Below are 12,831 nucleotides of genomic sequence, written 5' to 3' on the forward strand. Positions count from 1 at the left end.
CGTCAGTCGCGCTTGACCGCGCACAGGAGCCCGTCGCCGACGGGGATCAGCAGGGGGACCAGCCGCTCGTCCTCGCGGATCATGCGGCCCACCTCACGGACCGCCTCGGTGTCGGGGTCGCGGCGGTCGGGGTCGGCGACGCGGTGGTGCCAGAGCGCGTTGTCGAAGGCGACCACCCCGCCGGGGCGCAGCAGCCGCAGCGCCGCGGTCAGGTACTCGGGGTACTCCTGCTCGACCGCGTCGCAGAAGACCATGTCGTAGGCGCCGTCGGTGAGCCGCGGCAGCACCTCCAGCGCCCGGCCGATGATCATCCGGGTCCGGGACGCGCCGAGGCCGGCCTCGGCGTAGGCGTGCTTGGCCAGCCGCTGGTGCTCGGGCTCGACGTCGACACTGGTGAGCACCGCGTCCTTGGCCATGCCGCGGAGCAGGCAGATGCCGGACACGCCGCAGCCGGACCCGACCTCCACGACCGTCCGGGCCCCGATCAGGGTGGCCAGGAAGCGCAGTGCCGCACCGCCCGCGGGGCCGATCGGGGTCGCGCCGACCTCTTCCCCGTGGCGCCGCGCGTTCAGTAGTGGCTCGTCTTCGGGGAGGAAATCCTCCACGTAGGCCAGGGTGGCCTGAATGGCGTCGATGGCTGCCTCCTCGCGGGACCCCCGCCTGGCTCATGCTGGAAAGACCATATCGCTGGTCGGGAACCAACCGGCGTTTCAGCGCGTTCTAACCGACGATGGCGCCCACCTTTACCGGTGGGCGTGATCTTAACGAAGTGACCTCGGTCCAGAACCGCCCCAGCCCAGGCGAGACCGTGCCGTTCCAAGGCGACAGCCTTTGGCGACCAGAGAGGAACAACCCGGCACCATGGGAGTCGCAGCACTGAGTTTCAAGGGCGCTGTGGGGGTCGGCCCCAGGCAGGGGTTCGGTAACGCAGCGGCGTCGCGCACGCGCGAGAACGTCCCGGAGGCCGAGTGGGCGCCTCCGTCCTGGGACGAGGTCGTGCGCGAGCATTCGGCCCGCGTCTACCGGCTGGCCTACCGGCTGACCGGCAACCAGCACGACGCCGAGGACCTCACCCAGGAGGTCTTCGTCCGCGTGTTCCGCTCGCTGTCGAACTACACGCCGGGCACGTTCGAGGGCTGGCTGCACCGGATCACCACGAACCTGTTCCTCGACATGGCGCGGCGCCGCCAGCGCATCCGCTTCGAGGGACTGGCCGACGACGCCGCCGAGCGCCTCCAGGGCCGCGAGCCCACCCCGGCGCAGGCGTTCGACGACCGCAACTTCGACGCCGACGTCCAGAACGCGCTCGACGCCCTGGCCCCCGAGTACCGGGCGGCCGTGGTGCTGTGCGATATCGAGGGGCTCTCCTACGAGGAGATCTCCGCGACGCTGGGCGTCAAGCTCGGAACCGTGCGCAGCCGCATCCACCGGGGAAGGGCCCAGCTGCGCGCCGCATTGGAGCACCGGGCGCCGCAGCGGAGGCGTCCGGGAACCCGGAACGAGTACCAGGCCGCCGCTGCCGCCGCCGCGCAGTCGGCCGCCGAGACCGGCGAGGGGGAGCGCGGCGCGCATGCCGCCGCGTTCGCCGTGCCCGGTCCGCCGCGGCGGCATCCGCAGCCCGAGGGTGCGTAAACGACCCGGGCGCCGACGCGCCCGCGCGTGACCGAACGATCGACAAGGGAGCCGCGTGAGTTGTCTGGGGGAGCGTCTGACCGCTCTGGTCGACGGTGAGCTGGGGCATGAGGAGCGCGATCGCGCGCTCGCCCACCTCGCGGCCTGCGCGCGATGCCGGACGGAGGCCGACGAGCTGCGCCGGCTCAAGAGCCGGCTGCGGAGCCTCTCCGACCTGCCGCCGTCCGACGGCGCCGACGCTCTCCCGTCCGCCGACTTCCTGACCCGGCTGCGGTCGCTGGGGGAGGCCGCCGAGCCCGAGGAGACCACCCAGCCGACCAGGCCCCTGCGCTCGGCGAACCGTCCGGCGCGGCCCGCCGCGGCGCGACCGACTGCGGCGCGGCCCGCTGCGGCGCGACCGGCGGCCACGCGGCCGACGCCCGCGGCCCGTCCGCGCGACAACCGCCCGGCGGCCAGGCCCGCCGCGGCCGTGGGCCAGGCCAGGCGGCAGCCGCGGCGCCGCTACCTCGCCGTGGGCGCCGCCACCCTGTTCCTCGGCCTGGGCACCGTCTCGTACGTCGCGGGCGGCGGCCAGGAGGCGCCCACCGTCACCCCGGCCTTCGACCGGTTCGCGGTCGAGCACGCCCTCACCTCGGGCGACTCCCCGCTCACCGATCCCCTCACCGACCCCGGAGAGCAGATCCCCGTCCAGGCCCCGCCGGAGCCGTGACCGGGACGAACGCGACCGTCCGGGGAGGCCGCCCGCCGCGCGGCCGGAGCCGGTGGTCCGGTGTCCTGGTCGGCGGTCTCACCGCGGCGCTCGCGATCGCCGCGGCGCTGGCCGGCGACACCGGAACGGTCCGGCGCGTGCGCAGCGACCCCGAGGCGGTGCGGCTGCTGAGGGCCGCGACCGGCGCGGCGCAGCGCGTCCCGTACGAGGGACGGCGCTTCCTCACCACCTGGAGCAGCCGCCGCACGTCCACCTCGACGGTGCGGGTCACCCACACTCCCGGCGACGGCACGTACTACCAGAGCGACTCCGACGGCCGCGCCTACCAGCCGGACGCCGCGGCGTTCTGGGGCGGGTCGTACGGGTTCACGTCCGAGACCCTCACGCTGCTGACGCGCAACTACACGGTCGTCCGGGCGCCCGACGCGGCCGTCTGCGGCAGGCCCGCCCAGGTGGTCGAGGCGCGCCGTCCGGACGGCAGCCCGGCGGGCCGGTTCTGGCTCGACACCGAGACGGGCCTGATGCTGCACCGCGAGCTGATCGACGCCGCCGGGCACCGGGTCGCCGCCACCGGCTTCACCGAGGTGAACCTGGCCGCTGAGCGGGGCGGACGGGGCACGCTGCGCGCCGGCCGCTCCCCCACCAAGGCGCCCGCCCGCACCCCCGTGGACGCGCCCGCCAAGGGGATCGCCGACGGCGCGGTCCCGGCGACCCTCTGGGCGGACCGGCTGGACGGCGCCGAGCTGGCTGAGCTGCGCGACAACGGCTGGCCGGTACCGCGCAGCCTTCCGGGACGGCTCAAGCTCTACGATGCGCGGCGCCCGCAGTCGGGCGGCGATGTCGTCCACCTCAGCTATTCGGACGGGCTGGCGGCGGTGTCGGTCTTCGTCCAGCACGGCAATCTCGACGACCGGCGCTTCGGGGACTGGCAGAAGACCGGTAAGCGGGACCGTACGGTGTTCCGCCGAGAGGCGCTTCAGCGATGGGCGGTTTCTGCGGGAAACGGGTATGTCTATACGGTGCTGACCGACGCGCCGCAAAGTACCGCCGACGCGGTGGCCCGCACCTTGCCGCGCGACGGGACGCCCTTCTGGCGGCGGTTGGGCAGAGGCTTTCGGCGCGTGGGATCCTGGATTAATCCCTTCGGCTGAGGGGTCTTATGCTCGCCACATGCCCGGCTAGGCACGATGAGCGCGGATGATAGAGAACCATGCTCGGTAGGAGATGGGGATGACGGAAGAGAACCGCGGGCCGGCCAAGGCGTCGTCGGAGGACGACGACATCGTCCCCGGTTTCGGGGCCGAGCGGCAGGGCACGGCCGGCTCGCCGGAGACCACCGCTCCCCCGGAGACGGTGGCCGACCGGGAGATGCCCGAGCCGGAGGAGGCGACTCCTCTCGGCCAGGAACCCCCCAGCCGGGAAGGCGGGGGACAGCAGTACGCACAAGAGGGCGAGGACCGGGGGCAGCACCGTCAGGAGCCCTACGGTGCGGAGCCCGGTAGCGGGGAGCCCTACGGCGCGAAGCCCTACGCCGCGGAGCCGTACGGTGCGGAGCCCCGCGGCGCGGAGTCCTATGGCGCGGAGCCGTACGGGGCGAAGCCCTATGGCGCCGAGGGTCCCGGGAGCAGCGACCGGCTGGTGGCCGGCGGGTTCGCCCCGCCGGACGGCCCGACCCGGGACGAGATCCCGCAGGACACGCCCGCCGCGGGCGGCCCCGGCATGGGGCGGCCCGGTGAGGGCCCGCTCGGCATGACCGCCCAGGAGATGCCCCAGCAGCCGGTGGCGCTGGACAAGTACGGCCCCGAGGGACCCGAGCAGCGGCAGCGGCCCGGTTTCGTCCCTCACCACCAGGACCCGAGGGCGCAGCAGGGCTCCCCGTACGGGTGGCCCCCGCAGCAGTCCCAGCAGCCGCCCCCGCCGGGCGGCAGGCCGATGGGGCCCCCGCCGATGGGCGGCGGGCCGATGGGGCCGCCCCCGCCGGGCGGGCCCCGGCCGATGGGCCCTCCCGCCGGGTACGGCCCGCCTCCGGGCGGGGGGCCCAACTGGGCTCCCGTGCCCGCGCTGCCGTCCGCCTCGCGCGGCGGTCCGGGGCTGGGCGTGCTGGCCGTGGTGGCGCTGATCGTCGCGCTGGTCGCCGGCGGTGTCGGCGCCGGCGTCGGGGTGATGGCCACCGGTGACGACGACGGCGGCGGCGTGAGCCTCGGCGGCAGCGACTCCGGCACGGGGCCGGCGGTCAAGAACCGCCCGCCGGACTCGGTCGCGGGCGTGGCGCAGAAGGTGCTGCCCAGCGTGGTGATGATCCAGGTGGAGTCCTCGAACGGGCAGGGCACCGGGGGCACCGGCTTCATCGTCAACGGCGGCTACGTGGTCACCAACAACCACGTGGCGGCGGGCGCGGCGGCGGGCGGCAAGATCCAGCTGATCTTCAACGACAAGCAGAAGCTGCCCGCCACCGTCAAGGGCCGCGACCCGAGCTCGGACGTCGCGGTGCTCAAGCCCGAGGGCACGCACTCGCTGCCCCCGCTGGAGGTCGGCAACTCCGACGCGCTCGCGGTCGGCGACCCGGTGATCGCGATCGGCTCGCCGCTCGGGCTCCAGGGCTCGGTCACCACCGGCATCGTCAGCTCGCTCAACCGCCCGGTGCCCACCAAGGGCGAGAACGGCGGCGACTCCTCGGTGCTCAACGCGATCCAGACGGACGCGGCGATCAACCCGGGCAACTCCGGCGGCCCGCTGGTCGACGGCAAGGGCCGGGTCATCGGGATCAACACCGCGATCGCCACGCTCGGCGGCCAGTCGCTCGGCGGCGAGCAGCAGAGCGGCAGCATCGGGCTCGGCTTCGCCATCCCGATCAACCAGGCCAAGCGGGTCGCCGAGGAGATCATCCGGACCGGCAGCGCCAGGCGCGCCCAGCTCGGCATCGGCATGGACCAGCGCTACCAGGGCCCCGGCGTGAAGATCGCCGACCGGGCGATGGAGGGCGTCCAGCCACTGGTCAAGGGCGGCCCGGCCGAGCAGGCGGGGCTCAAGCCCGGCGACGTGATCACCAAGCTGGGCGGCAAGCCGATCGAGGACCCCTCCGACCTGTCGGCCCAGATCAGCAGCCGGGCCCCGGGCCAGAAGGTCCAGCTCACCTATCAGCGGGCCGGGAAGGAGACCACCGTCGAGATCACACTCGGCACGGCCAACTGATGTTCATGTCCGGTTGATCCGGGCTGCGGATACGCTTGGGGGGACCGGAACCGCGCACGCGGGTCCGGTCCCCTGATGCTTGGCGGTGGGAGGACGGGTTGTTCGACGTCGGACTGGGCGAGATGGTGGTACTCGTCGTGCTCGCCCTGGTCATCTTCGGTGACAAGCTGCCCCAGGTCGCCGGCCAGGTGGGCCGGACGCTGCGCCAGCTCCGCGAGATGGCCAACAATGCCAAGAGCGACCTGCAAGAGGGCCTCGGCCCGGAGTTCAAGGACTTCGACGTCGCCGATCTCAACCCGAAGACGTTCGTCCGCAAGCACCTGTTCGAGGACCCGGACGACGGGGGCCTGGTCAGCAACGGCAAGCTGTTCGACGACGAGCCGTCCTACATGACGGCGGGCGGGCTCGACTACGGGGAACGCCCCCCCTTCGACAACGAGGCCACCTGACCGTCCGCCCGCAGGTTCCCCCGGCCCCCGGACTCCCCAGACCTCTTCGCCCTGGCCCAGAGGCCGCCTGAGCGGCCCGGACGTCAACGGACAACGACGACGGCCCCGTCCCGGACATTGCGTCCGTGGCGGGGCCGTCGTCGTGTCAGAGGCCCGATGAGCGCCTCAGAGGCCGGTCTCGTCCAGCCTGGGGTGAACTGGCCCGGTGCGTCCCGGTTTGACCCGTCCCGGCCGGGACGGGGTCAGCGGCCCTTGGGGGAGATGCCGAGCGACATGCCCGCCAGCCCGCGCGAGCGGCCCGCCAGCCTGTCGGCGATGGTGCGCAGCTCCTTGGCGGCGCCGGCGTCGGGGTCGGACAGCACCAGCGGGGTGCCGTTGTCGCCGCCCTCGCGCAGCCGCGTGTCGATCTGCACCTGGCCGAGGAGCGGGACGCGGGTGCCGAGGGTCTGGGTGAGGGCGTCGGCCACGGACTGGCCGCCGCCCGAGCCGAAGATGTCCTGCCGCTCGCCGCAGTGCGCGCAGGTGAGGTAGGACATGTTCTCGATCACGCCGACGACCTGCTGGTGCGTCTGCGCGGCGATCGCGCCGGCCCGCTCGGCGACCTCGGCCGCCGCCTGCTGCGGGGTGGTGACGACCAGGATCTCGGCGGACGGCAGCAGCTGCGCCACCGAGATCGCGATGTCGCCGGTGCCCGGGGGCAGGTCCATCAGCAGGATGTCCAGATCGCCCCAGTAGACGTCGGCGAGGAACTGCTGGAGCGCCCGGTGCAGCATCGGCCCGCGCCACACCACCGGCTGGTTGCCGGCGGTGAACATGCCCACCGAGATGACCTTCACGTCGTGCGCCGACGGCGGCATGATCATGTCGGCGACCTTGGTCGGCGCCTGCTCCACGCCCAGCATCCGCGGCACCGAGTGGCCGTAGATGTCGGCGTCGACCACGCCGACCTTGCGGCCCTGCGCGGCCAGCGCCGCGGCCAGGTTGACGGTGACCGAGGACTTGCCGACCCCGCCCTTGCCGCTGGCGACCGCGTAGACCTTGGTCAGCGAGTTGGGCTTGGCGAACGGGATCTCCTTGGCGGGCTCGCCGCCGCGGAGCTTGGTCTGAAGGTCCTTGCGCTGCTCCTCGCTCATCACGTCCAGCTCGACCCGGACCGATGAGACGCCGTCGAGCCTGGCCACAGCCTCGGTGACGTTCCTGGTGATGGTGTCCTTCATCGGGCACCCCGCCACGGTCAGGAAGATGCCGACACTGACCGCGCCGTCCGGCGCGATGTCGATGCTCTTGACCATGTCGAGCTCGGTGATGGGCTTGCGGATCTCAGGATCGTTCACGGTGGCGAGCGCCGCGGTCACCTGCTCGGTCGTCAGCTGGGAGGACATGTCCCCATGGTATGAACTCCGCGGCGATGCCCGTTAACCAGGGGCCCGCGGGCCCCTTCCGGCCGCCGGACGGCAGGTCAGGGCGCCGCCGCCGCGCCCTCCGGGATCTCACCGCGAGGTGGCGACACTGTGGCGTCACCATCGCGCGGTGCGGGCGCTGCCCGTACGATCGGTCCGTGACAACGCAGCCCAGCGCCATCTCGGCCGCGGAACTGACCGTATGGCGCACGATGCTCCGCGCCCAGGTCCAGATCTCCCGCCGGTTGCAGGCCGACCTGCTGGCCGACCACGACCTCGCGCTCGGCTCGTACGACGTGCTCATGCACCTCGGCGAGACGCCCGGCGGCCGGCTGCGGATGAACGACCTGGCCGACCGGGTGCTGCTGTCCCGCAGCGGGCTGACCCGCCTGGTCGACCGGTTGCAGCGGGAGGGGCTGGTCGTCCGCCAGTCCTGTGCGAGCGACGCGCGCGGGCTCTACGCCGTGCTCACCCCCGCCGGCCGCGCCCGCCTGGACGCCGCCACCCCCACCTACCAGCAGGGCGTGCGGGAGTACGTGCTGAGCCGGCTCGACGACGAGGACCTGCGCCAGTTCGGCCACATCCTCGACAAGCTCGCCGACGAGCCCGGCCGTCCCGTATCCGCCCGCGCCGAGGAGCCCGCCCGCGCCGAGCCCGCCCGCGCCGGGGAGCCCGCCAGGACCGTCCCCGCCTGATCTCGGGCTACGACAGGGTGGGGTGCTGGTCCTTGCCGTCCAGCTCCCTGACCAGCTGCTGGAGCTCCGAGCGGAGGAAGTCGCGGGTCGCCACCTCGTTGAGCGCGATGCGGAGCCCGGCGATCTCGCGGGTGAGGTACTCGGTGTCGGCGATCGTGCGGTCGTTGCGGCCCCGGTCCTGCTCGTACTGGACGCGGTCGCGGTCGTCCTGCCGGTTCTGCGCGAGCAGGATCAGCGGCGCCGCGTACGACGCCTGGAGCGACAGCATCAGCGTCAGGAAGATGAACGGGTAGGGGTCGAACCGCCATCCGGGCGGCGCCAGCGCGTTCCAGAGCAGCCACACCGCCACGAAGACCGTCATGTAGACCAGGAACCGGGCGGTGCCGAGGAACCGGGCGATCCGCTCGGAGAGCCGGCCGAACGACTCGGGGTCGTAGTGCGGACGGGGCAGCACCGTGCGGCGCATCTCGCGCGGCTGGTCCAGGCGTGTGGTCATGTCGTCCCCCTGGGGCCGCGGAGGGCCTCCTCCTCGGGATCGGCGCCGCCGAGCCCGCTCCCGGCCGAGTCCCCGGCCGTCGCCGCCTCCATCACCGTCTCCCGCCAGTCCTCGGGCAGCAGGTGGTCGAGGACGTCGTCGATGGTCACCGACCCGAGGAGGTGGCCGTTCTCGTCCACCACCGCCCCCGCGACCAGGTTGTAGGTGGCCAGGAACGTCGCCACCTCGCCGAGCGACATGGTCGGGCGGAGCGGGTCGAGCGCGGTGTCGACGATGCCGCTGACCAGGGTCGGCGGGGGCTCGCGCAGCAGCCGCTGGAAGTGCACGGTGCCGAGGAAGCGGCCGGTCGGGGTGGCGGTGGGCGGCCGGCAGACGTACACCTGCGCGGCGAGCGCCGGGTTCAGGTCGGGGTTGCGGATCTGCGCGAGCGCCTCGGCGACGGTGGCGTCGGGCGGCACCACGACCGGTTCGGTGGTCATCAGGCCGCCCGCCGAGTGGTCGGCGTAGGTCAGCAGCCGCCGGACCGGGGCCGCCTCCTGCGGTTCCATCAGGGTCAGCAGCCGCTCGCGCTGCTCGGTCGGCAGCTCGCCGAGCAGGTCGGCGGCGTCGTCGGGGTCCATCGCCTCCAGCACGTCGGCGGCGCGGTCGGACTCCAGCTTGCCGAGGATCTCGATCTGGTCGTCCTCGGGCAGCTCCTCCAGGACGTCGGCGAGCCGCTCGTCGTCCAGCGCGACGGCGACCTCGGTGCGCCGCTTCTCGGGCAGGTCGTGCACGAAGTTGGCCAGGTCGGCGGGCTTCATCCGCTCGGTCGCGGCGATCAGCACCGCCGCGCCCTGGCCGTGCTCGACGGCGGAGAAGCCCTCCACCGACTCCCAGTCGACGACGAACGTCGGGCCGCGGCGGCGCAGCCCCCGGCCGCCCTGCCGCCGCACCGCGATCTTGGTGGCCAGCCAGTCCCGGGTCCGGGTCGGCTCCATCGCCACGTCCACCACCGAGACGGGCTCGCCGGTCTCGCGGAGCCGCACGGTGCGGTCCAGCAGCTCGGCGATCATCAGCGTCTCGGAGGCGCGGCGGTGGAACCGGCGGACGTTGAGCCGGCCGTCGAACACGATCGCGTCGGCCTCGATCACGGTGACCCGGGTGATCGGCAGGAACACCGGCCGCCGCGGCGCCACCTCGACCACCAGGCCGAGCACCCGGGGCGGACGGGAGCCGAGCCGCAGCGCGACGACGATGTCGCGGACCCGCCCCACCTGGTCGCCGGCCGGGTCGAACACGGCGATCCCGGCGAGCCGGGCGACGAACACCCGCGTCGGAGCTCCGCTCATGGGAGGGAGGTTACCCGCGATCATGCAGCTCATCCGGGTCGTGCCGGGCTGGAGTCGGCCGTGGCTGGGTGTGGGGTGCGGGGTGCGGGGGGCCGCGGGCGGATGTCATACGGCGGGGGCGTGGCGCAGGCCGCGGGGGCGCGTGTCACATTCGGGGCGGCCGTACCGTCCCAGAGGCGACGGGCAGGCCCGCGAGGAGACGGAGGAGCGCCATGAGAAGCTCTGGCCGCATGAGCGAAGAGTTGGCTGAGGTGTTCGGCGAGTACCGCAACCTGCTGTTCGCGGTGGCATACCGCATGCTCGGAACGGCCGCCGACGCCGAGGACGCGGTCCAGGACACCTGGATCCGCTGGGCGGGGGTGGACCGGTCGGGCGTCGCCGACCCCAAGGCGTACCTGGTGCGGATCACCACCAACGTCGCGCTCGACCGGCTCCGTTCGGCCCAGGTGCGGCGCGAGGCCTACGTCGGGCCGTGGCTGCCCGAGCCCATGCTCACCTCCCCGGACGCCGCCGAGGGCACCGAGCTGTCGGAGTCGGTGTCGATGGCGATGCTGGTGGTGCTGGAGACGCTGAGTCCGCTGGAACGCGCGGTCTTCGTGCTGAAGGAGGTCTTCGGCTTCCCCTACGCCGAGATCGCCCGTTCGCTGGACCACTCCGAGCCGTCGGTGCGGCAGGTCGGCACCCGGGCGCGCAAGCACGTGGAGGCGCGCCGCCCCCGGTTCGAGACCGGCGGCGCGCAGCGGCGCGCGGTGACCGAGCGGTTCCTCGACGCGGCGCTCGGCGGCGACATCAACCGGCTCATGGAGGTCCTCGCCCCGGACGTCACCCTCTGGACCGACGGCGGCGGCAAGGTCAAGGCGGCGCGGCGGACGATCCATGGCGCGACGAAGGTCGGCCGGTTCCTCGCCGCCGTCGTCGGCCATCCCTACGGCGGGGTCCTTCCGAAGGACATGCGGGTGCGCCGGATCGAGGCCAACGGCGAGCCGTCGATGGTCATCGAGGGTCCGGGCGGCCCTCTCACCACGATCACCTGCGACGTCGACGACGCCGGCCTGGTCCGGGCCGTCCACATCGTCGCCAACCCGGACAAGCTGCGCGCCATCGCCGAGGGCCGCGAACTCCCGATGTAGTCACACTCGATCCGGACGACCGGCCGGACGAGCGGGCGGACGGGCGGCGGGATCGGGGGAGAGGGTGGGGCCGGGCGGTCAGCGATCGACCTTGCGGCCCTTGGCGCCGCGCAGGCGCGGAGGCGTCCCGGCGGTGGTGGCGGGCGTCGGGACGGGACGGACCGTCGCGTAGCCGCCCTCGCCCGCCGCCTCGCCCGCCGCCTCGTGCGGGGTGAGCTCGATGATGTACGACTCGTCCGCCCAGCGTTCGAGCTGCCCCTCGTGGCCGGAGGCGTTCAGGCGGTCCTTGGCCAGCAGCGGGGCGACGGTGTTCCACGTGTCGCCGCCGGGCTCCACCTGCGCACACGTCGCGACGAACGACAGGAGCCGTCCGCCCTTGTCCTTGCTGCGCAGGATGACCGTCACCCGCTCGGCGTCCGGCAGGCCGGGGAGGGGCTGCTCGCCCTCACCGCCGGTCAGCACGTACGCGGCACCGTCGTGCCACAGGTGCCAGGCCGCCCGGGGCTGCGGCAGGCCGGGCAGGTCAAGCCACAGCAGCCCGGACTTCTTCGCCGCCTCTTCCACCAGCGCCGCGTTCAGCTCGCCCATGCCCGCAGCGTCTCACGCCCCGGCCCGGAACAGGGCGCGGACGGTCGGTAGCATCCGGCCCATGCGATCGCGACGCACCACCCTGGCCGTCCCCGGCAGCAATCCCCGCTTCATCGAGAAGGCCCAGGGACTCCCCGCCGACGAGATCTTCCTCGACCTGGAGGACGCGGTCGCGCCCGCCGCCAAGGAGGACGCCCGCAAGAACGTTGTCGCGGCGCTCAACGAGGGCGACTGGTCGGGGAAGGTGCGCGTCGTCCGGATCAACGACCTGGACACCCACTGGGCCTACCGGGACGTGATCGAGGTGGTGGAGGGCGCGGGCGCGAACCTCGACGCGGTCATGCTCCCGAAGACGCAGGACGCCTCCCACGTCCAGTGGCTCGACCGGCTGCTCACCCAGATCGAGCGGGCCATGGGGTACGAGCCGGGCCGGATCGGCATCGAGGCGCAGATCGAGGACGCGCGGGGCATGGTCGCCATCGACGCGATCGCCGCCGCGTCGCCCCGGCTGGAGACCCTGGTCTTCGGGCCCGGCGACTTCATGGCCTCGATCAACATGAAGACGCTGGTGGTGGGGGAGCAGCCGCCCGGCTACACCGAGGGCGACGCCTACCACTACATCCTGATGCGGATCCTCATGGCCGCCCGCGCCCGCGACCTCCAGGCGATCGACGGGCCCTACTTCAACGTCCGCGACGTGGACGCCTTCACCCGGGTCGCCGAGCGGTCGGCGGCGCTCGGGTTCGACGGCAAGTGGGTGCTGCACCCGTCCCAGGTCGAGGCGGGCAACCGGGTGTTCTCCCCGACGCAGGACGACTACGACCACGCCGAGCTGATCCTGGACGCCTACGACCACGCCACGAGGGTCGAGCGGCGCGGCGCGGCCATGCTGGGCGACGAGATGATCGACGAGGCGTCCCGCAAGATGGCGCTGGTCGTCTCCGCCAAGGGCCGGGCCGCCGGACTCGCCCGCACCAAGACCTTCGAACCCCCGCCCGCCTAAGGGCACGTACGCTCTCCCCCAGAGTGCTGAGCTTCTGGACAGGGGGTCATAGGTGTCGGAACCGGTGGACGACAACGGCTGGGCGCCACCCGATCGTGTCGCACCCGATCCGGGACCACCGCCCGGTGCCGCCACGCCGGAGGACGATCCGGCGCAGCCGTACGGGCAGTCCCACGGTCAGCCGAGCGGGCAGTCCCACGGCCAGTGGC

13 protein-coding genes are annotated in these 12,831 nt (G+C 73.3%); 8 read left to right on the plus strand and 5 right to left on the minus strand.

Going from position 1 to position 12,831, the window contains the following annotated elements:
• Positions 1-2: 2 nt before the first annotated feature.
• Positions 3-605, minus strand: coding sequence for an O-methyltransferase (locus OHA34_RS30640; RefSeq protein WP_285937885.1), 603 nt, complete (start codon positions 603-605; stop codon positions 3-5).
• Between the two features lie 256 nt (positions 606-861).
• Between OHA34_RS30640 and sigE the strand changes: the two genes are divergently transcribed.
• From sigE to OHA34_RS30665, 5 genes are all read left to right on the plus strand, one after another.
• A complete protein-coding gene (gene sigE / locus OHA34_RS30645) occupies positions 862-1,632 on the plus strand; it encodes an RNA polymerase sigma factor SigE (protein ID WP_285937884.1) in 771 nt (256 codons plus the stop codon).
• Positions 1,633-1,687: 55 nt separating this feature from the next.
• Entirely contained in the window at positions 1,688-2,341 is a 654-nt protein-coding gene (locus OHA34_RS30650) for an anti-sigma factor family protein (RefSeq protein WP_329519660.1), read from the plus strand.
• The gene (locus tag OHA34_RS30655; RefSeq protein ID WP_285937882.1) at positions 2,338-3,492 is read left to right on the plus strand and encodes a MucB/RseB C-terminal domain-containing protein; all 1,155 of its coding nucleotides are present in this window, start codon (positions 2,338-2,340) and stop codon (positions 3,490-3,492) included. The genes OHA34_RS30650 and OHA34_RS30655 overlap by 4 nt, the downstream gene beginning before the upstream one ends.
• A gap of 79 nt (positions 3,493-3,571) precedes the next feature.
• Positions 3,572-5,533 carry a S1C family serine protease gene (locus tag OHA34_RS30660; protein ID WP_329519661.1) on the plus strand — a complete coding sequence of 654 codons (1,962 nt, stop codon included), beginning with the start codon at positions 3,572-3,574 and terminating at the stop codon, positions 5,531-5,533.
• 98 nt (positions 5,534-5,631) lie between these two features.
• Entirely contained in the window at positions 5,632-5,982 is a 351-nt protein-coding gene (locus tag OHA34_RS30665) for a sec-independent translocase (RefSeq protein WP_285937880.1), read from the plus strand.
• Between the two features lie 242 nt (positions 5,983-6,224).
• Here the strand turns inward: OHA34_RS30665 and OHA34_RS30670 are convergent, their stop codons facing one another.
• Positions 6,225-7,364, minus strand: coding sequence for an Mrp/NBP35 family ATP-binding protein (locus OHA34_RS30670; RefSeq protein ID WP_285937879.1), 1,140 nt, complete (start codon positions 7,362-7,364; stop codon positions 6,225-6,227).
• 176 nt (positions 7,365-7,540) lie between these two features.
• Between OHA34_RS30670 and OHA34_RS30675 the strand changes: the two genes are divergently transcribed.
• Positions 7,541-8,077 (plus strand): MarR family winged helix-turn-helix transcriptional regulator, encoded by a 537-nt coding sequence (locus tag OHA34_RS30675; RefSeq protein ID WP_285937878.1) that lies wholly within the window; start codon positions 7,541-7,543, stop codon positions 8,075-8,077.
• 7 nt (positions 8,078-8,084) lie between these two features.
• On the opposite strand, the gene OHA34_RS30680 is transcribed toward OHA34_RS30675, so the two are convergent.
• Positions 8,085-8,573, minus strand: coding sequence for a DUF1003 domain-containing protein (locus OHA34_RS30680; protein WP_285937876.1), 489 nt, complete (start codon positions 8,571-8,573; stop codon positions 8,085-8,087).
• Entirely contained in the window at positions 8,570-9,901 is a 1,332-nt protein-coding gene (locus OHA34_RS30685) for a magnesium transporter MgtE N-terminal domain-containing protein (protein ID WP_285937875.1), read from the minus strand. The genes OHA34_RS30680 and OHA34_RS30685 overlap by 4 nt, the downstream gene beginning before the upstream one ends.
• Positions 9,902-10,131: 230 nt before the next feature.
• On the opposite strand from OHA34_RS30685, the gene OHA34_RS30690 reads away from it, so the two are divergent.
• Complete coding sequence (locus OHA34_RS30690) at positions 10,132-11,031, plus strand: RNA polymerase sigma-70 factor (RefSeq protein WP_285937874.1); 900 nt, start codon at positions 10,132-10,134, stop codon at positions 11,029-11,031.
• Between the two features lie 78 nt (positions 11,032-11,109).
• Here the strand turns inward: OHA34_RS30690 and OHA34_RS30695 are convergent, their stop codons facing one another.
• On the minus strand, positions 11,110-11,619 hold the full coding sequence (locus tag OHA34_RS30695) for a hypothetical protein (protein ID WP_285937873.1): 510 nt from the start codon (positions 11,617-11,619) through the stop codon (positions 11,110-11,112).
• Positions 11,620-11,680: 61 nt separating this feature from the next.
• On the opposite strand from OHA34_RS30695, the gene OHA34_RS30700 reads away from it, so the two are divergent.
• Positions 11,681-12,622, plus strand: coding sequence for an HpcH/HpaI aldolase/citrate lyase family protein (locus OHA34_RS30700; RefSeq protein WP_285937872.1), 942 nt, complete (start codon positions 11,681-11,683; stop codon positions 12,620-12,622).
• Positions 12,623-12,831 lie beyond the last annotated feature (209 nt).

Source organism: Spirillospora sp. NBC_01491, assembly GCF_036227065.1.
GTDB classification, from domain to species: Bacteria; Actinomycetota; Actinomycetes; order Streptosporangiales; family Streptosporangiaceae; genus Spirillospora; species Spirillospora xylanilytica.

Excerpts from the sequence above, each read along its gene's own strand:
- sigE (WP_285937884.1), top strand. The coding sequence starts at position 862 with ATGGGAGTCGCAGCACTGAGTTTCAAGGGCGCTGTGGGGGTCGGCCCC.
- OHA34_RS30660 (WP_329519661.1), top strand. The coding sequence starts at position 3,572 with ATGACGGAAGAGAACCGCGGGCCGGCCAAGGCGTCGTCGGAGGACGAC.
- OHA34_RS30670 (WP_285937879.1), bottom strand. The coding sequence starts at position 7,364 with ATGTCCTCCCAGCTGACGACCGAGCAGGTGACCGCGGCGCTCGCCACC.
- OHA34_RS30680 (WP_285937876.1), bottom strand. The coding sequence starts at position 8,573 with ATGACCACACGCCTGGACCAGCCGCGCGAGATGCGCCGCACGGTGCTG.
- OHA34_RS30685 (WP_285937875.1), bottom strand. The coding sequence starts at position 9,901 with ATGAGCGGAGCTCCGACGCGGGTGTTCGTCGCCCGGCTCGCCGGGATC.
- OHA34_RS30690 (WP_285937874.1), top strand. The coding sequence starts at position 10,132 with ATGAGCGAAGAGTTGGCTGAGGTGTTCGGCGAGTACCGCAACCTGCTG.
- OHA34_RS30695 (WP_285937873.1), bottom strand. The coding sequence starts at position 11,619 with ATGGGCGAGCTGAACGCGGCGCTGGTGGAAGAGGCGGCGAAGAAGTCC.
- OHA34_RS30700 (WP_285937872.1), top strand. The coding sequence starts at position 11,681 with ATGCGATCGCGACGCACCACCCTGGCCGTCCCCGGCAGCAATCCCCGC.